Below are 24,468 nucleotides of genomic sequence, written 5' to 3'. Positions count from 1 at the left end.
GACATGCCCTATTGGCTCGCGACCGAGCGGACCGTGCAGACCGGCGGCGTCGTCACGCGGTTCGATCCGGTTTATTGGACGGTCGATTTCCCGCGACCCATGATGGCGGCGGTGACCGCGACCGCGCCCGATGCGCTGCGGGTCGACGCGGTTTTCTATCGTTCCGACGATCTGGCCGGACTGATCTGGCATGCCGAGGATGCGATCGACCATTCGCTGTTGCGTTATGCGACGGCGCGCGACTTCCGCGCGTGCCGGTTGCGATTTCGCTGGCGGTCGTCGGGGGTGACGCCGCTCGACGTGGTCAACGGCCCGACCTTGACGATCGAGGGGCGGGATGCGGCGGGCGATCCGCGCACCTGGTACGTACGGTTGTGGAACTATGCGAGCGGCGGCCCCGAGGATGCCGCAATCGCGATCGATTTCGCGGCGCTCGACGGCGGGTTCCTGTTGCCCGGCGAGGCCGATCCGGTGTGGGCGGGGGACGTCGACCGGATGTTCATATCGCTGACCGCGCCGGGATATACGGGTGCGAGCGGCGATCTGTCCGCGCCGGCCGAGGGCTGGGCGGAGATGAGCGGCATCGCCTGCGAAGGATCGGGATCGGTGCTCGCGATCGGCGACGTGGTGGTGCCCGAGCACGGGCTGAGCATCGCGACGGGATATGACGATTGCTACAATCTGACGCCCGCGCGGGTGCTGCGGAACGCGCTGCAGCTCGGCTATCGCGGGGCGATCAATCATTATGTCGGGATGAGCCATTATTTCCGGCTCGACGGCGGGCTGGCGAGCGGTGGGATCAATGTTGCGGCCGCGGCGTGGCACCGCGATTTTGCACTGCGGGCGAAGGCGCTGGGGTACGATCTTATCTGGTCGCTGAGCTACGAATTGCTCGACCAGCATTGTCCGTCGGCATGGAAGCAGCGCGCCGCCGACGGCTCGCCCGCGCAAACCAGCTACACGCCGCCCTCGGCGCTGCTGTCGCCGGCGCATGGCGGGGCGATGGCGTACCTCCAAGGCATTGCGGCGGCGTTCATGGGCGTGGCCGAAGAGGCCGGATTGGTGAAACGATTTCAGGTCGGCGAACCATGGTGGTGGGTGGATGGCGGCGGGCGGCCGTACATCTACGACGATGCGGCGGTGGCGGCGTTCGCGCCGGTCGCGGTGCCGAGCGTGCGGGGCAGCTTGAGTGCAGGGCAGAAAGCGACGCTCGATGCGGCAGGCGCAAGCCTCGCCGCCTCGACCGCGGCGCTGGTCGCGGCGAGCGGGTGCGACGTCAGCCATGTGCTAGCGTATCTGCCCGGCGCGCTCGATCCGCGCGCGCCAGATGTGCGGCGGATGAACTTGCCGCTCGGCTGGGCCGGGGCGTTCGACGTGCTCCAGCTCGAGGATTACGAGTGGGTCACCGGGGGCGCGACGCGGCTGTCGGCGGAGGCGCGCGCGGCGGCCGGGGCCAGGCTCGGCTATGCGCTGACCGATCAGCATTACCTGAGCGGTTTTGCGACCGCCCCCGGCGATTGGGTGAGGATCGTCACGGCGGCCGAAGCGAGCGCGGCCGCGCGCACCTTCGTTTGGGCGTTGCCCCAAGTGATGCGCGACGGGCTGGTCTATTTCGAACAACAGGAGAATGACGTGCAGGCGTTCGACGACGTGCTGTTCCCGCTCGCTTTGGGTCGCGAGGCCGAGGTGAGCCCTGGGTTCTCGACCGCGATCGCGACCAGCGCCGGCGGTCACGAAGCGCGCACCGCGAGCTGGGCGGAAGCGCGGACGAGCTACGATGTGGGGCCGGGGGTGCGATCGGCCGCGGATATCGCGACGTTGCTCGCCTTCTTTCGCGCGCGACTGGGGCCGGCGCGCGGGTTCCGCCTGCGCGATCCGTTCGATTCGGCGGGGATCGATGAAGCGCTGGGCATCGGCGACGGCGTCGTAACGCGGTTCGCGCTGGTCCGGCATTATGGCGGCAGCACTCGGCGCATCACGCGGCCGGTCGCGGGCAGCGTATCGGTCAAGGTCGCCGGCGTCGCGACCGCCGCTTTCGGTATCGCGGACGGCGGGTGGGTCGAACTCGACACCGCACCCGCAGCCGGAGCGGCGGTGACCGCGAGCTTTACCTACGACGTGCCGGTGCGGTTCGCCGAGGACCGGCTGACCGTTTCGCTTTCCACCTTCCTCGCCGGCGCCGCCCCGAGCGTGCCGCTGGTCGAGGTGCGCGAGGCGTGACGCTTCGTCACCCCAGCGAAAGCTGGGGTCTCATGCGGCCTAAGACCCCAGCTTTCGCTGGGGTGACGGGGTAATATCTAATGGACACCCTCTCCACCATCGCGCTGACCTGGCGGATCGAGCGGCGCGACGGGATCGCGATCGGGCTCACCAGCCACGATCGCAACCTGACGATCGACGGATTCGCCTATCGCGCCGCGCCGGGGATGACGCCGTCGGCGATCCGGCGCTCGGCCGATCTCGACGCCGACACGATGGACGTGAGCGGCGCGCTGGGTGGCGCGGCGATCGCCGAGCGCGACCTGATCGCGGGCCGCTGGGACGGCGCGCGCGTCGTGGTGCGCGCGGTCGATTGGGATACGGGCGCGGTGATCGCCGAGCTGGGCGAGGGGCGGATCGGGCAGGTCGAACTGCGTGATGGGTCCTTTACCGCCGAACTCGCCGGAATCGGCGCGCTGCTCGATCGGCCGGTGTGCGAGGCGACCTCGCCCGAATGCCGGGCCGAGTTGGGCGACGCGCGATGCCGCGTGGCGATGGCGGGGCGGCGGCGGTTCGCGCGGGTGACGGCGGTGGCGGATACGATGCTGACGGTCGATGCCGCGGAGCCGTCGGCAAATGCCTATGGCAACGGCCTGCTGCGGTGGTTCGGCGGGGGCAATTCGGGGCTGGAGAGCGCGATCGCGGTATCGAGTGGGGCGACGCTGACTCTGCGAGCGCCACCCAGGTTCGATGCGGTCGGCGCGCTGGTGGAACTCATCGAAGGCTGTGACAAGAGCCTGGCGACTTGCGCCGCGCGCTTCGCCAACGCGGCCAATTTTCGCGGCGAACCCTATCTGCCGGGGATCGATCTGCTGACGCGGTATCCGGGGGCGTGACGCCTTCTTCACGCGCGCTCACGCGAGCGCGCGAGGGGTTGGGGACGCCGTTTCGGCTGCACGGGCGCGATCTGCGGGGGATGGATTGCGTCGGGCTGGTGGCCTGGGCGTGGAATGCGCCGGCACCGACCGGCTATGCGATCCGGTCGTCGCCGACCGAGCGGATCGTCCGCGAATTGGCGGCGCTCGGCTTCGTTCGCGGTGCGGGGCCGGGCGCGATCGTGCTGATCGCGCCGGGGCCGGGGCAGCTGCATCTCGGCATTTCGACCGGCGAGGGCGTGATCCACGCCGACGCCGTCGCACGCCGCGTCGTCGAGCGCGCCGCGCCCTTGCCTTGGCCGATCCTGGCCAGCTGGATTCGGGAGGATTGAATGGCGACCTTGATCCTGACCGCGGTCGGCACGGCGATCGGCGGGCCGATCGGCGGCGCGATCGGCGCGCTGGTCGGCCAGCGCATCGACGGCGAAATCTTCAAGCCCAAGGGGCGCGAAGGCCCGCGACTGACCGACCTCAAGCTCCAGACGTCGAGCTACGACAGCCAGATCCCACGCGTGATCGGGACGATGCGCGTCGCCGGCTGCGTGATCTGGTCGACCGATCTGATCGAGAGCCGCGCGACGAGCCATCACAAGGGCCAGCCGACGACCACCACCTACAGCTATTCGGCGTCGTTCGCGGTGCTGCTGTCGGGGCGGGCGGTGCAGGGCGTCGGACGGATCTGGGCGGACGGCAATCTGCTGCGGGGAAGTGCAGGGGACTTCAAGGTCGCGACCGGATTCCGGCTGCATCTCGGCGGCGAGGATCAGACGGCCGATCCGCTGATCGCCTCGATCGAGGGCGCAGGCGTGACCCCGGCGCATCGCGGCGCGGCCTATGCGGTGTTCGAGAACATGCCGCTCGGCGATTTCGGCAATCGCATCCCGTCGCTCACTTTCGAACTGATCGCCGATGCTGGGCCGGTGAATGTCGCCAGGATCGCGGCCGAGGTGGCCGGCGGCGCCATCGTCGATGGGGGGACGACTGCGACGCTCGACGGCTTTTCGGCCTATGGCGGATCGGCGCGCGCGGTGGTGGAGATGCTGGCGAGCGCGAGCGGTGCGCGGTTCGCCGCTGACGCGGGCGCGTTGACGATGACCGACGCCGCCAGCCCGGTCGCGACGGTTACCGATGGCGGCTTCGCGGCGTCGAGCGAGAAAGCGACGCGGCGGACGATCGCGGCGATCGAGCGAGCGCCGAAGACGCTCAGCCTCGCTTATTACGATCCCGCGCGCGACTATCAGACCGGGGTGCAGCACGCGCGGCGGCCGGGGGCGGGGACGCGCGACGATCGGGTCGATCTGCCCGCGGCGTTGGGGGCCGCCGCGGCGAAGGCGCTGGCCGAGACGCTGATGCGGCGCGCCGAGACCGAGCGCGAGACGCGCACGGTGGCCTTGCCCGCCGACGCTGCGGGGATCGCGCCAGGCGCCCTCGTCGCGATCACTGGCGAGAGCGGGCAATGGCGCGTGACCGAGGCGGCGCTCGAAGCCATGGTGACGACGCTGACCTGCGTGCGCGTGACGCCGGCGAGTCCGATCTCCGGGGCGTCGCCAGGCCGCGCTTTGCCCGCGCCGGATCGCGTGGCCGGCACGACGATCCTGCACGTCGCCGAACTGCCGTCGCTCGGCGATTCGCCGCTTATCGCGCCGCGGCTGTCGGTGATGGCGAACGGAACCGGCGCGGGCTGGCGGCGCGCGGCGTTGCTGTACAGCCTAGACGACGGGGCAAGCTGGCGCGACGGTGGCGAGACCGCGGCGCCCGCTATCATCGGCTCGCTGGTCAGCGTCCTCGCGGCCGCGCCGGCGACGCTGGTCGATCTCGTCAACGATGCGGTCGTCGATCTGGCGCGGCCCGACATGATGCTGAGCGGCGCCGACGACGCCGCGCTCGACCGGGGCGGCAATCTTGCGCTGGTCGGCGACGAATTGCTCCAGTTCGGTCGCGCCGAACAGCTTGGGGCGGCGCGTTGGCGGCTGTCGCATTTGTGGCGCGGTCGGCGCGGGACTGAGGCGGCGGCGGGGACCCAGGTGATCGGCGACCGCTTCGTATTACTTGCGCCGGATGCCGTCGCCGGCATCGACCTGCCGGTCGCGGCGATCGGATCGACCGTGCGTGTGCTGGCGAGCGGGATCGGCGACGGCGGCGGTCCGGTCGAAACGGATTGCGTGATAGGCGGCGCGTCGGTGCGCCCGCCGAGCCCCGCCCAAGTACGCGTGATGCTTGTCGCGGGTGTGCCGACCGTGACCTGGGTGCGCCGAAGCCGCGCCGGGTTCCGCTGGATCGACGGCGGCGACGTACCGCTCGCCGAAGAAACCGAAGCCTATCGCGTGACGATCGCGCCGCTCGTCGCGGCCGGCCGCGGCGTAACGACCGGCGACCGACTGTGCCCGCTCGATCCCGGCGAGGCCGTCAGCGGCACGATCGTCGAGATCCGCCAGATCGGCACGTTCGGCGAATCGCCGCCGGCGCGTATCATCCTCCTTTGATCGAAAGCAGTCTTCCATGAGCGATACACAGACCGACCGCTTCTCCTTCCCGTTGCTCCAGCCCGGACAAGCGCAAAAAGAGATGAGCCATAACGAGGCGCTGACCGCGCTGGACCTGTTGATCCAGCCCACGGCCGAGGCGATCGGGCTCGACACCCCGCCGACCGCGCCCGATTCGGGCCAATCCTGGATCGTCGGTGCCGCGCCGACGGGTGCCTGGGCAGGGAAAGCGTTTCATCTGGCCGGCTGGACCAGTGGTGGCTGGCGGTTCGTCGCGCCGGTCGAGGGGATGGCGGCGTGGGTGACCACGGATGGGCTGACGGCTCGGTTCTCCGGTGGCAGCTGGGTGCTTGGCGAGGACCCCTGCGCGCATCTCGTCGTCGGCGGCAACCGCGTCGTCGGCCCTCGGCAATCGGCGATCGCGGCACCCTCGGGCGGGGCGGTGATCGACGCGGAATCCCGCGCGGCGCTGACCGCGATCCTCGCCGCATTGCGGGCGCATGGATTGATCGCGACATGATCCAAAGCGGCGGAAAAGCGCGAAAAAGTGTTGCGTCCACGCCACAGCTTACCCGGTTTGTTTCGCTTGCGCGGAAACTATCCATTGGCTAGTGAGTTTGCGCTGTCCGTAGTGACATTGTGAAAGGGGATACAGATGCGCAAGCTAGCCATTGCCGTGGCGCTCGCTTCAACCGCACTTGCGACGCCCGCGCTAGCGCGTGACAAGGCGTGGTATGTTGGCGTCGAAGGCGGCGCGATGATTGTCGAAGACATTCACTTCGACATCACCAGCGGTGCTACCAAGACCAAGGACGCCGCTCAGGCCGATAGTGACTACGGTTACGACGTCGGCGGCAACGTCGGGTACGATTTCGGCATGTTCCGGATCGAAGCCGAAGTTTCGTATAAGGGCGCGAACCTCGATGTTTGGCGTTCGACGCTGCGGACTCCCGCCTTCTCTCCGAATGGAGCGGCTAGCGCTGGTGGCGCGGCACCGGGTCGATACGCGGGTCCGGGCGGCAAGACGACTGCGCTCAGCTTCATGCTCAACGGCATGCTCGACTTCGGTGACGACGACGGCCTGCAGGGCTTCGTCGGCGGCGGTGTCGGTGTCGCGCGCGTCAAGGCCGAGAAGTATGCGCTCAGCAGCGGCGGCAGCTTCCTCGACGATTCGGACACCGTGTTCGCCTGGCAGGCGATCGCCGGTATCCGTGCGCCGCTGACCAGCAACATCGATGCGACGCTGAAGTATCGCTTCTTCAACGCGCAGAACGTCAAGCTGGTCGATGTTACCGGCCGTACGCTGGAAGGCCGTTTCCGGTCGCACAGCATCCTCGGTGGCGTGACGTTCAACTTCGGCGAACCGCCGGCGCCGCCGCCGGCTCCGGTCGTCGAGCCGCCGGCACCGCCGCCGGCCGAGCCGCCCGCACCGCCGCCCGCGCCGACCGTGGTCTGCTCGCCTGGCCCGTTCATCGTGTTCTTCGAGTGGGACAAGTCGGACATCACGCCGGAAGCGGCGTCGATCCTCGACAACGCGATCGCTCAGTATGCCAACTGCGGCAACGCGCAGGTCATGCTGGCCGGTCACGCCGACCGTTCGGGTTCGGCGCAGTACAATGTGGGCCTTTCGCAGCGTCGCGCCGACGCGGTGAAGGCGTACATGGTTGCGCACTCGATCCCGGACTCGGTGGTCACCGAGCAGGCGTTCGGCGAAAGCCGTCCGCGCGTCGAGACCGCCGATGGCGTCCGCGAGGTTCAGAACCGTCGCGTGGAAATCACTTACGGTCCGGGTTCGGGTCAGTAAGTCTTTCCAGACGAATGAATTGGGGGGTCGGGAAACCGGCCCCCTTTTTCTTGCGCGTTGCAGTGGATTGGCGTCCGCTAATCCACGTCCGATGCTTCGCGCCGGGCAACACGCACGGCCAGCGTCGCGCAGCGACGACTGACGACGCGGCCTTGCCGCGGCGGGCTCGGGTACCGCGTTGTTGCCGGCAGACAGCGTTCGCTAACACCAAGCCCCTCCTGGCCGAGAGTCGCGGCCTAAACGTCGCCGCACTCCCGCCCCAGATTAACATCGTTCGCACTGGCAAAATCGCCCACTTGCGATAGAGGGACCGCAACACGATCTGGCGGCTAGCCGGATGTCCCTGTCCGCACCTGTTGAGGCTATCCATGCGAATTACGATGATCGGCTCGGGCTATGTCGGCCTGGTGTCTGGCGCCTGCTTCTCCGATTTCGGTCACGACGTGATCTGCGTCGACAAGGACGCGTCCAAGATCGAGGCGCTGCATGCTGGCCGTATGCCGATCTACGAGCCCGGCCTCGACCAGCTCGTCGAGACCAACGTCAAGGCCGGCCGGTTGACCTTCACCACCGACCTCGCGGTCGCCGTCGCCGGGGCGGACGCCGTGTTCATCGCGGTGGGTACGCCCTCGCGGCGCGGCGACGGCCATGCCGATCTGACCTATGTGTTCGAGGCGACGAAGGAAATCGCCGCGGCGGTGACCGGTCCGACGGTCGTCGTCACCAAATCGACCGTCCCGGTCGGCACTGGCGACAAGGTCGAAGAAATCCTGCGCGAGGAACGTCCCGACGTCGATGTCGCGGTCGTCTCCAACCCCGAATTCCTGCGCGAAGGCGCCGCGATCGGCGACTTCAAGCGCCCCGATCGCATCGTCATCGGCACCGACGACGAGCGTGCCCGGGCGGTGATGCGCGACGTGTATCGCCCGCTCTATCTCAACGAATCGCCGATCCTGTTCGTTGGCCGGCGCACGTCGGAACTGATCAAATACGCCGCGAACGCGTTCCTCGCGACCAAGATCACCTTCATCAACGAGATCGCCGATCTGTGCGAGGCGGTCGGCGCGAACGTCCAGGACGTGTCGCGCGGGATCGGGCTCGACAACCGCATCGGCAAGAAATTCCTCCACGCCGGCCCCGGCTATGGCGGGTCGTGCTTCCCGAAGGATACGTTGGCACTGCTCAAGACCGCCGAGGATTTCGGCACGCCGACGCGGATCGTCGAGGCGGTCGTGCAGGTCAACGATCACCGAAAGCGCGCGATGGGGCGCAAGATCATCAAGGCGCTCGACGACGACGCGAAGGGCAAGACCGTCGCGGTGCTCGGCCTGACCTTCAAGCCCAACACGGACGACATGCGCGACGCGCCGAGTCTCGCGATCGTGCAGAGCCTGCTCGACGCCGGCGCAACGGTGCGCGCGTACGACCCAGAGGGCATGGACGCCGCCAAGGCGATGATGCCCGACGTCACCTATTGCACCGGCGCCTACGAAGCGGCGACCGGTGCCGATGCCGTCGCGATCGTGACCGAATGGGACACGTTCCGTGCGCTCGATCTGAAGCGGCTCGCAGAGGTCATGAAGGGCAAGGTGATGGTCGATCTGCGCAACGTCTATCGCGCCGACGACGTCGCCAAGGCGGGGTTCGCCTATTCGTCGGTCGGGCGCTGACGGGCTAGGGTTTCCAGCACGAAATCGGCGCGCGCGGCAACGGTGTCGCGCGGCAGGATGACAGCGTCATAGCCGGCGTCCCGGTAGGCGGCAGCGACGCGATCATGGTCCGCCAGCGCCTTGTCGAGGCTGTGGCGACGATCGGCGTCGTTCTCGTAGATTTCGGGCCAAGGCGGCGCGAGAAACAGATGGTCGTAGCGATAGCGGGCGACGAGCGACGCTGCCGGCTCGCCTGCCGTTGCCTCGAGCGCCACCGCCGCATCGACCACGCCGCGATCGAAGAAGGTCAGGCCTTGCGCGGCCTCGTGATCCGCTACCGACATCGCGACCGCATGCCGCGCGAATCCCGCTGGATCGGCCCACGGCAGCGCGCCGCCTCTACCAGCGCGGACATCGGCGATGATCCGCCGTCCGGGCTCGCGCACCACCGCATGGCCGCGCCGCGCGAGCTCTTCGAGCAATGTCGATTTGCCCCCGCCCGAACAGCCGGAAATCATCACTAAGCAATCGCTGCTCACAGCGCGGCGGCCAGCCAGTCCGGCACGACCGCATCGCCCAGCGCCTCTACCCTGCGCAGTTCGACCATCAGGTCGAGATCGGGATACACCGCGCGCGTACGGTCGCCGGCGGGCGCCAGCGGGGCGACGACCAGGCGGCGGTTGACCTTGGCGCGGTAGTGCATGCGCGCGGTATTCTCCTGCCCGACGTAACAGCCCTTGGCGAAGCTGACGCCGTTCAATTCCGCGGCATTGGCCTCCAGCCACAGCGTCTTGTCCTGGCCGAGCTCGGCGACGCCCTCGGTCACGCCGAGCGACAGACGGTGCGCGAGCCAGCCCGTCGCGGGCTCGGCCGCGCTGCCCAGCCACCTCTTGCCGAGCGCCGGGAGCCGCGGGTCGGGAACGCCGAGGTCGTGATCCTTCGCCCAATGCACCGCACCCGCGACGCGCTCGATCGTGATGGGGCGGCGCAGGCGGTACATCGACAGCCGTCGCACCAGGCCGGCCGCCTCGGCCGCCTCGCCATCGATCAGCACGGCGTCGCCGTCGGCCCAGAGCAGGAAATCGAACAACGCCTTGCCCTGCGGTGTCAGCAACCCCGACCAGCGCGGCGCCGATGCGTCGAGCGTGAGCACATCCTGCGTGACCAGCCCCTGCAGGAAACCGCGCACGTCGTCGCCCGCGACCCGGATCAGCGCGCGGTCGGTGAGAGTGGTTCCTTCGCTCATCCTCCCAACCTAAGCGCGTCCGTTGTGATTCCAACCGTCGCGTTTATGTGCTCCTGCGAAAGCAGGAGCCCAGGATGATGAAGGACTGCACAACCCTAGGCTCCTGCCTTCGCAGGAGCACTGGTTGCAGGGGGCTGGCGAAGGATCGCCATGCGCATTACCGGATAGCGCCATGACCGACACCCTCACCATCCGCCGCCCCGACGACTGGCACGTCCACCTGCGCGACGGCGAGATGCTGGCGGCGGTTGCATCATACACCGCGCGGCAGTTCGCGCGCGCGATCGTCATGCCCAACCTCACCCCGCCGGTGACGAGCATCGCGGGGGCGGCGGCGTATCGCGACCGCATTTTCGCGGCGCTGCCCGCGGACAGCGGCTTCACCCCCCTGATGACGTGCTACCTGACCGACGATGCCGACGCCGACGAGATCGTGCGCGGCTACCGCGAGGGCGTATTCGCGGCGTGCAAGCTCTACCCCGCGCACGCGACGACCAACTCCGCGCACGGCGTCACCGACATCGCCGCGCTGGCCCCCGTGTTCGACGCGATGCAGGCGGCGGGGATGCCGCTCCTGATCCATGGCGAGGTGACCGACCGCGAGATCGACGTGTTCGACCGCGAGGCGGTGTTCATCGAGCGCACGCTGATCGGGCTGGTGCGCGATTTCCCCGCGCTCAAGATCGTGCTCGAACACATCACCACTGCCGATGCCGCCGACTTCGTTCGCGACGCCGGGCCGACCGTGGCTGCGACGATCACGCCGCAGCACCTCCACCTCAACCGCAACGCCTTGTTCGACGGCGGTCTCCGCCCGCACGCTTACTGCCTGCCGGTGGTCAAGCGCGAGCGGCATCGCCTCGCGGTGCGCGCGGCGGCGGTGTCGGGGTCGCCGAAGTTCTTCCTCGGCACCGATAGTGCGCCGCACGCGATCGGTCGCAAGGAAATGGATTGCGGGTGCGCCGGCATCTTCAACGCGCCGTTCGCGCTGGAAAGCTATGTCGCGGTGTTCGATGAGGAGGGCGCGCTCGATCGGTTCGAGGGATTCGCGAGCGAGCATGGGCCACGATTCTACGGGCTGCCGTTGAACGAGGGGACGGTGACGCTGGAACGCGCGCCCGTCACCGTGCCGGATCGCCTGGGCGACGTCGTGCCGTTCCATGCCGGGCAGACGCTGGGATGGAGAGTTGCGGGTTAGGTTGAGCTAGCCTCCACTTCCCTCGTCACCCCGGACTTGATCCGGGGTCCCGCTTCTGCCCTTCAAGAAACGCGGCCCGCCGCGGCGAAGCCGCGTCGTCGGACGGAGCTACGCTCCGCCGGCCGGACCGATGCGAGTCCTGCCGTAGCGTACGGCAGGCCGCATTCGGTCAGAACGGTACCCAGCTGCCCTTGTGCCGGAACTTCACATACCCGGCATTGATCCCCGCGCGCCAGCCGACGCCGAGGCGGACGGGGATCATCACGATGTCGCCGCGGCGGATGTACGTCGCCGAAAAACCGCCGACGAAGTACAGCCGACCCTCGCCGCCGATGAACTGTTTGTTGAACGCGTCCTCGGTGTCGTAGAGGTTGTAGACCAGGACGAAGACCTTGGTCGCGTCGCCGCCGACGTCGAACCCGACCGAGGGCCCCCGCCAATAGATCTTCTGCTGACCCGCGACCGCATGGCTCAGGATGCCCGAGCCGTAGCGCGCGCCGACGACGAACGCGCCCGACGCTTCCTTGCCGGCGATATAGGCGTTGGGCCGGCCCTGCTTGGCCAGGATCTTCTCGATGATGTCGGCCAGGCCCTTGGCGCCCTTGCCGAACACGCCTTCCGCCGCGCTCAGCACGTCGCCCTTGTCATAGGTCGGGCCGGTGGTCGCCGGCACGTCGGGCGGCGCGACGGTCGCGGTCTGATCCTGCGGCGGGGGTGGAGCATCCTGCGGCGCGGGGCGCTCGTCCGCGGCGAGCGGCGGCGGCGACGCATAGCTCGGCGCGGGCGCGGGACGCGGATTCTTGAGATCGCCGTCGATCGCCGCATTGGGATCGATCGTGGTCACCTGCGCCGCCACCGGCCCGGTCAGCGCCGCACACGCCAACGCGATTATCGTCATCAACCGGCGCATGTGCCGCACTCCCCACCCGATACTGAATGCGGAGCTAAGCGCCTGGCGGATTGCCCGGCAATGAATAAGGCGGGAAGCGAGCGACGACCCGAGTCCCTTTCGCGTCCAAGCGAGTCGGAATCCCTTGGTTGATCGGTGCCCCCACCGTCGCTATAGCCCGCGCTTCGCCGCTGCGTGGAGACGTGGGTGAGTGGCTGAAACCAACGCTTTGCTAAAGCGTCGTACGGGAAACCGTACCGAGGGTTCGAATCCCTCCGTCTCCGCCAGATCCCGGATCGCGGCGAACCGTTCCGAACCGATGCAATTGCTATAAACGTCAGATTTCTGCCGTTTTCTGACAAAGTGTTGACCGCATTGGGCGGCCACCGGTCGCGTTAGACCGCCGCCAGAGTTATGACCAAACTCATGACTGGAGTGTCAGAGCGACCACGCTAACCACGTGTTCGAGGTCGTTCTATGCGAATCAGGAACAAACTTAACGTCAAGTAGCTTGCAGGACTAACTTCTGCGGGGATCTATTGCGCGCGAGCCGAACTGGCTCGATCGCCTGGGATTTCATTAGGCTCTGTGCTCTCGATGGGCGCCAGACCCTTCAGTTCTGACGCAGACCATCGCGCAAGTTTTGTCGAGTGCGCGCTTCGCGGTCATAAGTGAGAGCGGCGGCGATATCGGTGTCGGTCAATCCGATAGTATCGGCGTATAAGATACCTATCGGCAGCATCTTATCCACCGGCACCGCCGTAATCGCTGGGATGAGACTGCGGCCGTTATTGCTAGCGCCTGTAGCTCCTGCGAGCGACGCAGCCGCCAACCGATTGAAAACGCGCACATACGGCGCAATACCTCTATCTTTAGCGGCGAATTTCACCAGAGGTTTTCATCGTTTGGTTCGGCAAATGAAGTGCGCAGTCCAGTCGAGACCGCACAGATCTTCGGCAGGCCTATCGTCAGAAACGCCCCCCAAATCCGGTCGTTGCCGGCGATTGCCGCGTCCCCGAAAACGGTCGTTCCATTTGTCTGGTGACTAACGTCCGCCATTGGGTGGCAAGCGGACGGGCAGCTTTTGGTGAGCGAGACAGGATAGCGGCGTTCTTGAGCGTTCATCGCGGACGTCATACCGGTAGACCGGAACCACAGAGAACTCTGATCGTCCCGCCAGGAATATAAAAAGGCCGCCTGATCGCCAAGTCGATCAGGCGGCCTTTTCCGCAGTTCAGGTCGTTAATTAGAAGCCGAAGCTTAGTTGCGCCGACACGCCGTGACGGTCGCGATCGTTGCGGAACGAACCTTGATAGCCGACCGAGAACGCCCCGCCTTTGCCGATTGCGACGCTAACGCCCGCATCGACATCGACCTGGGACTGGCCGGCGCCGGCACTCGTGACCGTAAAGGCCGACCCGCCGACCCCATTGAACGACGCGGTGATCGCGGTGTTCTTGTCGTCCGTCCGATACCGATATGCTGCCCGTGCGTACGGCGTGATCGTGCCCGCCTTGAGCGCCACATCTACACCGACCAGCAGGTCGGTGCGATCCGCGTCGATACGTGCAACGTTCAAATTGGCGGCATTGGCGCCGGTTTCGGAGAACGCCTTCAGGTTGCCGGTGCTGTAATCGACGCCGACGAACGGACGGATCTTGCTGCCGTCCTTGCCGAAGTCATATCCGACCGTACCGACCGCCTTGAACAAATTGCCGCTGGTGCTGCCGGCCGCGATCCGTGTGGATCCGGCAACCGCGATCGAGCGCGTCGCGTCGATGTCGCCGTTGATATAGGCCAGCTGCAAGTCCGCTCCGACACCATTTCCAGGGTTGTAACCGACATAGCCGCCGGCCTGCCAACTCTTCTCCTTGCCGTTCGACGTCCCGGCGCGGAACTTGACGGTATTTTCGGAGTAGCCGCCGGCCACGCCGAAGGTCAGCGGACCCGACGCGAAATCGACCCCGAGCGTCCCGCCGACGATATCCTGGTCGGAACCGATATAGATACCACGGTCCTTGCCCTTGCCCCATTGACCGTAGAGGCCGCCCCAGACGCCTGCCTTGGCTCCTTCCCCGCTCCGTCCGTTGACGAGATGAAGCTGGATCTGGCGGGTGAACAACTGACCCTGGTCCTGAAGCCCGGTGACGTATCCGCCATAGGCCTCGGGGCTCGCCTGATCGAAGAACGTCGCCGCCTGCGCCGCCGTCATGTTGTCTACGGCGACCACCAGTGTCGCGGCGTCGCCGGTCGCGCCGGCAACCAACGCCTGGAAGCCGTTGGCGACCGCCGTACGATTGGCGTTGGCCGAGCTGCCCAGGCCCGTCGCGTACGCGGTCCGCGTCACCGTCAGGCGATACACCTGGTTGGTGCCGGCGATCGTCACGATCCCGGTCGGCGTGAAGCTCAGGAACGGCGAAATCGTACCGCCGCTGACCGTCGCGAACGCGCCTGTGACACCACCCGTCGCCGTCACAATGTCATAGGTCGTGCCGGCAACGTACAGGCCGGTCGATGGCGTCAGTGCCAGCGTACCTGCAAGCGCGGCCGTACCGGGGGCGCCACTGACGGCGACTCGATCATAGCCGGTCCCTGCAACCGCCGACGGCGTCAGTTCGATCGCCAGCGTGCCGGCGGCGGTCTGCGTGTAGCTGCCGGTGATGTTGAGGATGCCCGGGCTGTTGCCCGGTGCGACCGTACCGGTGTTGGTGACGGCACCGACGATCGTGCCGGTACCCGACAGCGTACCGGCATTGGCCACATTGCCGGTCAGCGTACCGTTGACCTTGGTGAACGAGCCTGCCGCGGCCGTGACGTTGCCGGTCAGCTTCCCGGCCGCCAGGATGTTGAGCGTGGCAGCCGACGCGACCGTCGCGGGGCTGGTATAGGTGCCACCGATCGAGACCGACCCGGCGTTGACCGCGACGCCGCCCGTCAGGGTGCCGGTGCCGTTCAGCGCGAAGTCGCCCGCACCGACCTTGGTGATCGCCGTGCCGGCGAGCGTGCCGGTTACCGCGGTCGATGTGCCGTTTCCGCCCGTGGTCAACGTGAAGGCGCCGAGATTGACTGCGCCCGCGCCGGCCAGGCTGCCGATCGTTTCATTGGCAGCCAGCTGGAACGTAGCGCCCGTCGCAACGGTCACCGCCGACGTGTCGCCGATGCCGGTGCCTCCGGCGATCAACGTACCCGCCGACACGGTCGTCGCGCCGGTATAGGTGTTGGTGCCGGTCAGCGTGACCGTGCCAGTACCCGCCTTCGTCAGCGTGCCGGTACCCGACAGGTTGCCCGCATAAGTGCCGGCGCCGGTCTGATCGAACACGACTGCGGCGTTGTTGACGATCGCGCCCTGCAGCGACGTTGTCGTCCCCGTCAGAGTCCCCGCCGAAACGGTGGTGCCGCCGCTATAGGTGTTGGCGCCCGACAGCGTTAGATTGGCGGTGCCGGTCTTGGTCAGCGCGCCCGTGCCTGAGATCACACCGGACAGAGTCGTCGCCGCTCCCGTGTTGATCGTGCCGCCACCGGCGCCCAGCGTCACCGCATTGGCCAGCGTCGTCGCGCCGGTCGTCGCCAGCGTGCCGCCGTTGAACGCCAGCGTACCCGTGCCGATATTCGCCGCCGACGCGATCGATACCGTGCCGCCGTTGAGGTTGGTCGTGCCGCTGAAGCCCGAGTTGGTGCCGGATAGCGTCAGGTTGCCTGCGCCCGCCTTCGTCACGGTCCCGGCGCCGGTCAGATTGCCGGCATAGGTTCCGTCGGCCGGCTGCGTGAACAGCAAGGTTCCGCCGGCATTGACCAGGATGGCGCCCTGCAGCGAGGTGGTGTTACCCTCCAGCGTGCCGGCCAGGACGACCGTGCCACCCGAATACGCGTTGGCACCGGTCAACGTGAAGGTACCCGTGCCTTGCTTGAGCAAGGCACCTGCACCCGAAATGACGCCGGCATAGCTGGTGTTCCCCGCATCGCCCGTCGTTAGGTTAGCGGTGAGGACCACCGATCCGCCGTTGCCCGACAGGCTGCCGATCGTTTCCGCATTGGTAACGAGCAGACGGCCGGACGTGGCAGGCGGCCCGGCGGCCGCGTTGACGACCACCGCGGTGGTATTGCCGATCGCGTTGCCGCCTTGCAACTCCAGCGTGCCGTCGGTGACGGTCGCCGCGCCGGTGAAGGTGTTGGCGCCCGACAGGACCAGCGTGCCGGTTGTGTTCTTGGTCAGGCCGTTGGTTCCAGAAATGACGCCCGAGAACGTACCCTTGCCGACGGTCAGCGTGCCGCCCGACAGCGTGATGGAACCGTTGCCGCCGATTTCGCCGACGGTTTCCGCCGCACCCACATCGAAGATGCCAGGCGCGGTCACGACGACCTTGCCGGTGTCGGCGATCGCCGCGCCGCCGATCACACGCAGCGTGCCGCCGGTGATCGTCGTATCGCCCGTATAGGTGTTGGCGCCCGAGAAGGTCGTGACCCCCGCGCCGCCGCCGCCGACATTGACGACGCCGGTGCCAGACATCACGCCTGAATAGGTGCCCGATGCGGCATTGGTGAACTGGACCGTCGCGTTGTTGACGATCTTGTTCCCGCCTAGGAAGCCGGCGTCCGGTGTCGCCAGCGTGCCGGCGTTGACGTTGATCCGGTCATCCAGCGTGATCGCCTGGCCGAGCGTCCACGTACCCGTGCCGTCCTTGTTGAGGACGTCGAAATTGGTGACCGCGATGTTCAGCGTCGCCGCGCCGGTGCCGGTCAGCTGGATCGTGTTCGTACCGGAGGTCGCCGCGGTCAGCGTACCCGTCGGGAGCGAGGCCTGCGAGTTGAAGCTGATGAAGTTGGTGCCGGCACCCATGTCGATGTTGCCGGTGATCGTGCCGGTATTGGTGATGGTGTCGTTGCCCGCGCCAAGCACCATGTTGCCGGTGAACACGCCGGTATTGGCGACCGTCGTGTCGCCAGTGGTCGTGAGATTGCCGGTGAAGTTGCCTTGGTTGTTGAACACCGTCACGCCGCCCGAAGTGACGTTGCCGTTGACCGTGCCGGTCCCGGCGACGGTCTTCAGATTGTTGAAGGTGTTGACCTGACCCGTCGCGGTTGCGCCGAAGATCGTATTGCCGGTCAGCCCGAGCGAGATCGCCGCGTTGTTGACGGTGCTACCGCCGCCGGCGTAAATCGCCGTCTGGCCAGCGGCAACGGTGATCGTACCCTGATTGTTGACCGCACTGGCCGTGCCCACGACCAGCAACGGACCGGTGGCGGCAGGCGTGCCGACCGTCGCGCCGTTGATGATGTCGATGGTCACGCCGTTCGTCGTCGGATTGTCGACGCCGGCCTTGTAGCCGTCGGGATCGTTCAGAACGCAGGTGACGTTCGTGCCGTTCGCATTTGGAAGGCAGTCGGCCTTTGCTTCGCCTGCGAACAGGAACATCGGAACCGGCGCGAGCGCGGTCGTGAGCAAAAGCCGTCGAGCGGTCGACAACGAAATCATTGAGAATCCCCCAAAAAATGGCGCTACATGTAAACCAAGCGTCCAATTCCTCAGGATGAGGAAATTGATCCGCATCAATCAGCTACAAGTACTGGCGACCAATTATGGGTTTTATTAGCGTTTGTTAACCAAACTGCGGGTCAGCGTTTAGAATCGATTTGACAGGATTTCAAGCTCGCAGAAACTCGCACTGACGACACCTTTCGGGCGGTTCTGACTTAGTTGTTGATGACCGGTTTTGGGTCGACAGTTGACATTGGCGCCTATCTGTATCCGACGGTCGGCAACGCGTCCCAATGTCGGCCGTCCAGCGACGTAAGCGGTCTTGAAACCGGCCATGCCCATGCACCGGGATTGATCCCTGCGGTGTCGGTCAGCTAACTCGCAATCAGTTCTCGAATTCGATTGGCGAGCGCGTCCATCGCGAACGGCTTGGTCAAGACATGCATTCCAGCTTCCAGCCTACCGCTGCCGATCACAGCATTCTCGGCGTAACCGGTGATAAACAGGACCTTCAGATCAGGCCTGCCGATACGTGCCGCGTCAGCCAGTTGACGCCCATTCATGCCTTTGGGGAGACCGACGTCCGTAACGAGTAGCTCGATCCCCGGCTGCGTTTTCAGTAATTCGAGACCTTCGGCACCGTCGCCTGCCTCGATCGTGGTATAGCCCAGGTCACTGAGAACATCGGTAATCAACGCCCGCACAGCTGGTTCGTCATCCACTACCAGCACTGTTTCGCCGTCGGCTGAGGGTAACACGCTGCGACGCTCCTCCAGGACGACATCGCCACCTGCGTCAGAATAGTCGCGAGGGAGATACAGCGTCAGCGTCGTGCCGTGGCCAAGCTCCGAATAGATCCGCACCTGTCCACCGGACTGGCGAACGAAGCCGTAGATCATCGACAGGCCGAGACCGGTGCCTTCGCCAAGCGGCTTGGTCGTGTAGAAAGGGTCGAAGGCGCGCTCGATCGTTTCGGCCGACATGCCGGTGCCGGTGTCAGTAACCGACAGTGCGACATACTGTCCCGGCGGTATATCGCGTTCGCGCGCAGCCGCCGTATCGAGCCACTTGTTCGCTGTCTCAATGGTGATGCGGCCGCCATCGGGCATCGCGTCGCGGGCGTTGATGCACAGGTTGAGCAGGGCGTTCTCAAGCTGATTTGGATCGATCAACGTCGTCCACAGACCGGCCGCCTCGACGACTTCCATTTCGATCGCCGGGCCGACCGAGCGACGCAGGAACTCGTCCATGCTCGCCACCAGCTTGTTGATGCTGGTCGGTTTGGGATCGAGCGTCTGACGCCTTGAAAACGCCAACAACCGATGCGTCAGTGCGGCGGCACGTTTGGTCGCGGTCTGCGCCATTTCGACATATTTGCCGATCTCGCCCGACCGCCCTTGGCTGATTCGCAACTGGATCAACTCCAGCCCGCCCGACACGCCCGTCAACAGATTGTTGAAGTCGTGGGCCAAGCCGCCGGTCAACTGACCAACCGCCTCCATCTTTTGCGCCTGACGAAGTTGCTCCTGCGCGGCTTCGCTTTCCCGCGTTCGCTCCTCGACCTGACGCTCTAGCGACTCCGCCAGCTCGGCCAGCGACATCTCGGCATGGCGCCGCTCGATCGCCGACTGCGTGCGATCGGCAACGTCGCGGACGAATGCGCGTTCGGCGGCACTCCACTCGCGCGCGTCGACATGATTGAGAAACAACAACGCCACGAAATTGTTGTGATCGACCAGCGGCAGGTTGAGGAGCGACCGGGCGTGCACCGCCTCCAGCGCGTCGGCGTGGTCCGACGTGCGCTTGTCGAGGCGGGCATCGGCGATCGCGACCGTATCACCGCGCTTCAGGTCGTCGATGAACGACCCATAGTCGCGGAACTGGCGGACGCCGGCGATGCTCATCGTGCCGGGCTGCGTCCAGTCGCGATCGATCGTGACGGTCTCTGCGATCGGGTCGATCATGCCGTAGCCGGCGCGGCTGACGTTGAGCGTTTCGCCCAGGATTTCTGCCGCGAGAAACGACATCTCGGCGGGGTCGATCATCTGGCGCAGGCCGTCGCCCAGCGCCAGCAGCGCGGTTCGACGACTCTCTGTGTGCCGCCGCGCGGTAATGTCTTGCGACACGCCGACCATGCGGATCGGCTTGTCGCGTGCATCGCGCTCCAATCGGCCATTGACCTGCACCCAGTGGACCGAGTCATCGAGCCATTGGCAGCGATATTGAATATCGTAGTCGATGCCGGTCCTGATCGATTCCTGCACCGAGGCGCGCATGCGATCGCGATCGTCAGGGTGGATGGACCCGATCAAGTCCTCATAGGAGAAGGGGTCGTCCGGCCCGCGGCCATAATGCGCCTTGCATTCGGTCGAGGCGAGCAGCGTGTTGCCCTTCAACTCCATCGTCCACGCGCCCAAGCCGCCCGCGCTCAATGCAACGCGCATCCGCTGCTGCCCTTCGCGGATATCCTCGAGCCTCGTTCGGGCTTCGTATTGGCGCAGCCGCGCGCGGCGCGCGGCGCGGGCCAGGCTGATCAGGGTGGTCGGATGGAATGGGCGCTCCAAGAACGTGACGTTGCCCAGCGTCTCCAAAAGTCGAACCGCGCCAGGATTGCGTTCAAGCCCGCCACCCCGCGCGGTCAACACGATGAAGGGAAAGTCGGACCATTCCGCCTGGTCGGCGATGAACCCGGCCAGCTCGCGCAAGTCGGCGCCGCGCATCGCTTCTTCGGTCACGATCGCGAAGCCGGCTCCTTCCCGGAGCGTGCGGACTAGCAATGGAATGTTCGTGACCGATGCAGCTTCGAGACCGCCCTCGCGAAGCATCGCCGCAGCGACATCGGCGTCACGGCCATGCGGCGCCAAGATGACGGCACCTTCAGAAATCGTGCGGTTCAACGGCTGATCACGCTTTGGCCATATCCAGTAAGCCGGCGCCATCGCCGACCAGGTTGGGCACGCCACGCAGCACGCCTTGGAATCCGGTCAGCGGTTCGCCCAGCGTGATGCCGTTGCTACCGATCATGAATTCCCGGATCGTGTCCTCGTGCGAGCCCGTCCGCTTCTTAACGATCGAGATCGCCCGACGGACCCGGCCTAAGGCTTCGAAATATCGCAGCAGAATGACGGTGTCGGCGAGATAGGTGACGTCAACCGGCGCCTTCATGTCGCCGACCAGGCCGTGCTGGGCGACCGTCAGGAAGGTCGTGACGCCCTGCCGGTTCAGATATTGCAGCAGTTCGTGCATGTGGAGGACGAGCGCCTGCTCCTCGGGCATTGCCGCCTGATAGCCGTTGAGGCTGTCGATCACCACAGTACGCGCGCCATATTTCTCGACGCATACGCGCACGCGTTCTGAAAATTCTCCCGGGGTTAGTTCCGCCGCGTCGATCTGCTCGATCACCAGTTTGCCCGATTCGACCATCGTTTCGAGATGGATGCCCAGTCCCTTAGATCGCTCGAACAGCAAGCCGAGTTCCTCGTCGAAGATGAACATCGCCGCGTTCTCGCCGCGCTCGATCGCTGATTTGACGAAGCTGAGCGTCAGCAACGACTTGCCCGTTCCTGCGGGGCCGAGGATGAGGTTGCTCGCCCCGCGCTCGAACCCGCCGCCGAGCAGCTTGTTGAGTTCGAAATTGTCGATCGGCACCGTCGCGCGGGAAAAGGTCGACCGATGCTCGGCCGACACCAGTCGCGGAAACACCCGGACGCCGCCGGTTTCGATCACAAAATCGTGATAGCCGCCCCGATAGCGTCGCCCGCGATACTTGAGCACGCGCATCCGCCGTCGCTCTGCCCCGTAATTGGGTGACAATTCCTCCAGACGGATCACCGCGTGGGCAACGCTGTGGACGGTCTTGTCCATCACGTCGGCGGTCAGGTCATCGAGCATGAGGACGGTCGCATCGTTATTCGAGAAATAATGCTTCAACGCGAGGATTTGCCGGCGGTAGCGTAGCGAACTTTGGGCCAGCAGTCGGATTTCCGACAAGCTGTCGAGAACGACGCGCGACGGTTTTACCCGTTCGAATACTTCGAAGATCCGGCGCGTCGTTTCTCCGAGTTCGAGGTCCGACGAATACAGCAGGCTTTGCTGTTGCTGGTCGTCGAGCAAGCTTTCCGGCGGAACGAGTTCGAACACCTCGAACTTGTTGTCGAACGTCCATCCGTGCGAGAGGGCGCCGTCGCGCAACTCCTCCTCTGTTTCCGACAGCGTGATGTAGAGCACCTTTTCGCCGGCTTCTGCCCCCGCCATCAGGAACTGGCTGGCGAGGGTCGTTTTCCCTGTGCCGGGACTACCTTCGACGAGAAACAGACGACCTTTAGACAGACCGCCAGCGAGGATTTCATCGAGCCCAGCGACACCCGTTTCGCAATTTATCATCAAGAGATCATCCGTGCTCGTTGTCGGCCGTTCCTATCAATACGGCTGCGTTATGGTTTTGATCTGCGTTAATGCGCCAATAGTCGGTTTCGATCCGTCGATCATCGTGAAGTGGCCATCTAACACACCATTGTGCTTAGTCAGACTTGCACGAGATCGGCGCGACCCTTTCCTCGGCCAATGAAGGCCAAGGAGAGTAAAACATGGGATATTCGAGGTATGACCCTGCTATGCAGGCTCGGCCCGCCTGGAACGCCGGCAAGATGGTTGGCGCCAAGCGGCCGCTGACTCAGAAGCAAATATGGGCTGTTCGCTTCTTCCTCGAACGTGAAGGACGGCTTCGCGACCGCGCGCTGTTCGACCTCGCAATCGACAGCAAATTGCGCGGCTGCGACTTGGTCAAAATCAAGATCGGAGACTTGGTGACCGGCGCCGAAATCAGGACTCGCGCAATCGTCATTCAACAAAAGACAGGGCGTCCCGTCCAATTCGAACTGACCGCTGATGTTCGAGCAAGCCTGTTGGCGTGGTTGGAACGCCGTGGCGGCACCTTGCTACGGCCGAACGGCTTGTCCCCAAAGGTGCTATTTTTCGACACAGCAACAAATGGTTCGGAGTAATTCGTTTTGCGGGAACGCCTCGACAGCGAGGGATCAAGTTCCGCTGTCGAGGCGCAACACGAGAACCGTACTTTCGACGCTGCGGCTCACGCGATCCCGATAGGGCACTTCGATTAATTATTCGGGTCAGCCGGACTGTAGACGGTAGCTACAGGATCCGAGATACGATAGCCGTAGTCGCTGGAGCATCTCTGCGCATGTCGGGGTGGATTCGAGCCCGCTAGGCTGTTTGACGACGCCGCTCGGCTGCAACTGGCGCAGCATCGTTGTTGCCCTATTTTACCTGGCGAATGTGTCGTCGCAGGACAGCCTATACGGTTGGATATGTTCGGGTACATCCACCGCAATACGGATGTTCCTTCGCGCTGCCTCAACTCGCCGAGTTTTCGCAAAGCCGTCACATATTGAGACTTTTTAAGACGTCTTTCAGGCGTGACCCCCGGCGGATCGCGGCTACGATCCCTCTCGCAAGCCGTTCAATTGGGCTTTGTTGGCGTATCGGAGGATCAGTGAGGCGAGTTCGAATGATGGCTGCGTTGGTTGCCATCCTGACGGCGCTGATCGCCGGCCTGTTGTACATAAATCCCGACATCAGCGTGAATGTCGCCATTTGCTGCTTGATCGCCGCATCCTGTCTCGCGATCGTTGCGCCCTTCGAGGCGCTGGAGCCGGCGGCCCGGAAGCGGATTTGCGTTGGTTGCATCGCATTCGTCGTGGCGATCGTCATAGCTTTTGCGCTCGCCATACAGACGACAGACGATCGAGGACCTTTGGGCGCACTCGCAAGCCTGGCCACCGGGGGCATTGTACTGGCGGCGTGGTCGTTCACGATACGAAACCGTCGAGGGCGTCCGCAATGGCGCAACTATTTCGATCGCTGACGCGACGCCGCCCTGCTTAAGGTGGGGCGGACCCGGTGCGGCCCATGGCTTGCTATGGAATCGGTGCCGCTGTCTGAAGGGAAGCCGACGCCGTATTAGGGGGACAACGCCGACTTCCCGACGACGGCAGCGTTACCGCATCGTCGGTAACATATCGGAGCTGCCCAGGATCGGAGTCGAGATAGCCTTCGTTATAAGGCCGCCCGGCAAAACGACGTTCGCCGTCATCGTGCGGCAAATCAGCCCGCCCTTCGCATCCGACCGACACAGTCTGACTCAGCCTGGCGCCCCGATAGCATTGGGATCGACTATGCTATCGAGGCGTCAGAACCCCTTTGAGCGCGCTCACAGACATCGAATGGTACGCCTTCGGCGACTATGAGCGCGGGTCCCAAACACGCACCTCACCGCTTGGTTCCATTGCTAGATCGGATTTACCCGCGCCGCTTTTGATCGGGTAACGTGTTTATAACTAACGATATATACCGCCGGCCAAATGGTTGCTCATCGCGAGCGTCAGTCGGATCGCGCTACGACGCGCGGGGCGGGGGTAGGCGAAAGCTTTTCGCGATATCGAGCAATGCGCAGAGTTGTTCGTGATCGCCGCAGCAATCCTCGATCAGGAAACTTATCAATTCCCGCGTGCCTTCGAAGTTGGCGGCAAACGCTTGATCTGGACCCTCGCCGCGGGCGAAGATCATGCCG

The 24,468-nt window shown here is 65.3% G+C and carries 17 protein-coding genes, 1 tRNA gene and 1 pseudogene; 11 read left to right on the top strand and 8 right to left on the bottom strand.

Translation table 11 applies throughout. The annotated features are described in order from the left end of the window. Window positions 1-3 precede the first annotated feature (3 nt). The 7 genes from FPZ24_RS15370 (at window position 4) to FPZ24_RS15340 (ending at window position 9,091) form a co-directional block, all read left to right on the top strand. Window positions 4-2,220: a DUF2460 domain-containing protein gene (locus FPZ24_RS15370; RefSeq protein ID WP_146573444.1), complete on the top strand. Its 2,217-nt coding sequence runs from the start codon at window positions 4-6 to the stop codon at window positions 2,218-2,220. 80 nt (window positions 2,221-2,300) lie between these two features. Beyond that, window positions 2,301-3,095, top strand: coding sequence for a DUF2163 domain-containing protein (locus FPZ24_RS15365; RefSeq protein ID WP_146573441.1), 795 nt, complete (start codon window positions 2,301-2,303; stop codon window positions 3,093-3,095). Continuing rightward, complete coding sequence (locus tag FPZ24_RS15360; RefSeq protein ID WP_146573439.1) at window positions 3,092-3,466, top strand: C40 family peptidase; 375 nt, start codon at window positions 3,092-3,094, stop codon at window positions 3,464-3,466. The genes FPZ24_RS15365 and FPZ24_RS15360 overlap by 4 nt, the downstream gene beginning before the upstream one ends. Next, on the top strand, window positions 3,467-5,617 hold the full coding sequence (locus FPZ24_RS15355) for a phage tail protein (protein ID WP_146573437.1): 2,151 nt from the start codon (window positions 3,467-3,469) through the stop codon (window positions 5,615-5,617). It begins immediately after the preceding gene. A 16-nt stretch (window positions 5,618-5,633) separates the two neighbouring features. Continuing rightward, window positions 5,634-6,137 carry a DUF2793 domain-containing protein gene (locus FPZ24_RS15350; protein WP_146573435.1) on the top strand — a complete coding sequence of 168 codons (504 nt, stop codon included), beginning with the start codon at window positions 5,634-5,636 and terminating at the stop codon, window positions 6,135-6,137. A gap of 135 nt (window positions 6,138-6,272) precedes the next feature. Next, window positions 6,273-7,421: an OmpA family protein gene (locus tag FPZ24_RS15345; protein WP_146573433.1), complete on the top strand. Its 1,149-nt coding sequence runs from the start codon at window positions 6,273-6,275 to the stop codon at window positions 7,419-7,421. 368 nt (window positions 7,422-7,789) lie between these two features. Then, the gene (locus FPZ24_RS15340; protein ID WP_146573431.1) at window positions 7,790-9,091 is read left to right on the top strand and encodes a UDP-glucose dehydrogenase family protein; all 1,302 of its coding nucleotides are present in this window, start codon (window positions 7,790-7,792) and stop codon (window positions 9,089-9,091) included. Here the strand turns inward: FPZ24_RS15340 and FPZ24_RS15335 are convergent. Both FPZ24_RS15335 and ygfZ read right to left on the bottom strand, forming a co-directional pair. Next, on the bottom strand, window positions 9,070-9,588 hold the full coding sequence (locus tag FPZ24_RS15335; protein ID WP_146574616.1) for an AAA family ATPase: 519 nt from the start codon (window positions 9,586-9,588) through the stop codon (window positions 9,070-9,072). The two genes, FPZ24_RS15340 and FPZ24_RS15335, sit on opposite strands and share 22 nt — an antisense overlap. A 17-nt stretch (window positions 9,589-9,605) precedes the next feature. Then, a complete protein-coding gene (ygfZ, locus tag FPZ24_RS15330) occupies window positions 9,606-10,316 on the bottom strand; it encodes a CAF17-like 4Fe-4S cluster assembly/insertion protein YgfZ (RefSeq protein ID WP_146573429.1) in 711 nt (236 codons plus the stop codon). A gap of 172 nt (window positions 10,317-10,488) precedes the next feature. Between ygfZ and pyrC the strand changes: the two genes are divergently transcribed. Further along, the gene (gene pyrC / locus FPZ24_RS15325) at window positions 10,489-11,514 is read left to right on the top strand and encodes a dihydroorotase (protein ID WP_146573427.1); all 1,026 of its coding nucleotides are present in this window, start codon (window positions 10,489-10,491) and stop codon (window positions 11,512-11,514) included. A 169-nt stretch (window positions 11,515-11,683) separates the two neighbouring features. Here the strand turns inward: pyrC and FPZ24_RS15320 are convergent, their stop codons facing one another. Then, window positions 11,684-12,424, bottom strand: coding sequence for a DUF1134 domain-containing protein (locus FPZ24_RS15320; RefSeq protein ID WP_146573425.1), 741 nt, complete (start codon window positions 12,422-12,424; stop codon window positions 11,684-11,686). Window positions 12,425-12,600: 176 nt separating this feature from the next. Between FPZ24_RS15320 and FPZ24_RS15315 the strand changes: the two genes are divergently transcribed. After that, a tRNA-Ser gene (locus FPZ24_RS15315) sits at window positions 12,601-12,690 on the top strand. Window positions 12,691-13,016: 326 nt separating this feature from the next. On the opposite strand, the gene FPZ24_RS15310 is transcribed toward FPZ24_RS15315, so the two are convergent. From FPZ24_RS15310 to FPZ24_RS15295, 4 genes are all read right to left on the bottom strand, one after another. Further along, window positions 13,017-13,292 (bottom strand): hypothetical protein, encoded by a 276-nt coding sequence (locus FPZ24_RS15310; RefSeq protein WP_146573423.1) that lies wholly within the window; start codon window positions 13,290-13,292, stop codon window positions 13,017-13,019. Window positions 13,293-13,649: 357 nt separating this feature from the next. Further along, entirely contained in the window at window positions 13,650-17,876 is a 4,227-nt protein-coding gene (locus FPZ24_RS15305) for an autotransporter outer membrane beta-barrel domain-containing protein (protein WP_186728909.1), read from the bottom strand. A 377-nt stretch (window positions 17,877-18,253) separates the two neighbouring features. Further along, the gene (locus tag FPZ24_RS15300; RefSeq protein WP_146573419.1) at window positions 18,254-20,776 is read right to left on the bottom strand and encodes an ATP-binding protein; all 2,523 of its coding nucleotides are present in this window, start codon (window positions 20,774-20,776) and stop codon (window positions 18,254-18,256) included. Between the two features lie 7 nt (window positions 20,777-20,783). Then, window positions 20,784-22,262, bottom strand: coding sequence for an ATPase domain-containing protein (locus FPZ24_RS15295; protein ID WP_146573416.1), 1,479 nt, complete (start codon window positions 22,260-22,262; stop codon window positions 20,784-20,786). 203 nt (window positions 22,263-22,465) lie between these two features. On the opposite strand from FPZ24_RS15295, the pseudogene FPZ24_RS15290 reads away from it, so the two are divergent. Beyond that, a pseudogene (locus tag FPZ24_RS15290) lies at window positions 22,466-22,816 on the top strand (site-specific integrase); the annotation flags it as partial. Window positions 22,817-23,406: 590 nt separating this feature from the next. After that, window positions 23,407-23,763, top strand: coding sequence for a hypothetical protein (locus tag FPZ24_RS15285; RefSeq protein WP_146573415.1), 357 nt, complete (start codon window positions 23,407-23,409; stop codon window positions 23,761-23,763). A 530-nt stretch (window positions 23,764-24,293) separates the two neighbouring features. Here the strand turns inward: FPZ24_RS15285 and FPZ24_RS17670 are convergent. Continuing rightward, a complete protein-coding gene (locus FPZ24_RS17670) occupies window positions 24,294-24,464 on the bottom strand; it encodes a hypothetical protein (protein WP_240047510.1) in 171 nt (56 codons plus the stop codon). Between the last annotated feature and the right edge of the window lie 4 nt (window positions 24,465-24,468).

This window comes from Sphingomonas panacisoli, from assembly GCF_007859635.1.
Classification (GTDB): domain Bacteria; phylum Pseudomonadota; class Alphaproteobacteria; order Sphingomonadales; family Sphingomonadaceae; genus Sphingomonas; species Sphingomonas panacisoli.
The sequence above is the reverse complement of the archived record's forward strand: the minus strand, read 5'-3'. Positions and strand labels throughout refer to the sequence as shown.

Coding starts and splice junctions, on each gene's coding strand:
- FPZ24_RS15370 (WP_146573444.1), top strand. CDS start 4: ATGCCCTATTGGCTCGCGACCGAGCGGACCGTGCAGACCGGCGGCGTC.
- FPZ24_RS15365 (WP_146573441.1), top strand. CDS start 2,301: ATGGACACCCTCTCCACCATCGCGCTGACCTGGCGGATCGAGCGGCGC.
- FPZ24_RS15355 (WP_146573437.1), top strand. CDS start 3,467: ATGGCGACCTTGATCCTGACCGCGGTCGGCACGGCGATCGGCGGGCCG.
- FPZ24_RS15350 (WP_146573435.1), top strand. CDS start 5,634: ATGAGCGATACACAGACCGACCGCTTCTCCTTCCCGTTGCTCCAGCCC.
- FPZ24_RS15345 (WP_146573433.1), top strand. CDS start 6,273: ATGCGCAAGCTAGCCATTGCCGTGGCGCTCGCTTCAACCGCACTTGCG.
- FPZ24_RS15340 (WP_146573431.1), top strand. CDS start 7,790: ATGCGAATTACGATGATCGGCTCGGGCTATGTCGGCCTGGTGTCTGGC.
- FPZ24_RS15335 (WP_146574616.1), bottom strand. CDS start 9,588: ATGATTTCCGGCTGTTCGGGCGGGGGCAAATCGACATTGCTCGAAGAG.
- ygfZ (WP_146573429.1), bottom strand. CDS start 10,316: ATGAGCGAAGGAACCACTCTCACCGACCGCGCGCTGATCCGGGTCGCG.
- pyrC (WP_146573427.1), top strand. CDS start 10,489: ATGACCGACACCCTCACCATCCGCCGCCCCGACGACTGGCACGTCCAC.
- FPZ24_RS15320 (WP_146573425.1), bottom strand. CDS start 12,424: ATGCGCCGGTTGATGACGATAATCGCGTTGGCGTGTGCGGCGCTGACC.
- FPZ24_RS15305 (WP_186728909.1), bottom strand. CDS start 17,876: ATGATTTCGTTGTCGACCGCTCGACGGCTTTTGCTCACGACCGCGCTC.
- FPZ24_RS15295 (WP_146573416.1), bottom strand. CDS start 22,262: ATGATAAATTGCGAAACGGGTGTCGCTGGGCTCGATGAAATCCTCGCT.
- FPZ24_RS15285 (WP_146573415.1), top strand. CDS start 23,407: ATGATGGCTGCGTTGGTTGCCATCCTGACGGCGCTGATCGCCGGCCTG.
- FPZ24_RS17670 (WP_240047510.1), bottom strand. CDS start 24,464: ATGATCTTCGCCCGCGGCGAGGGTCCAGATCAAGCGTTTGCCGCCAAC.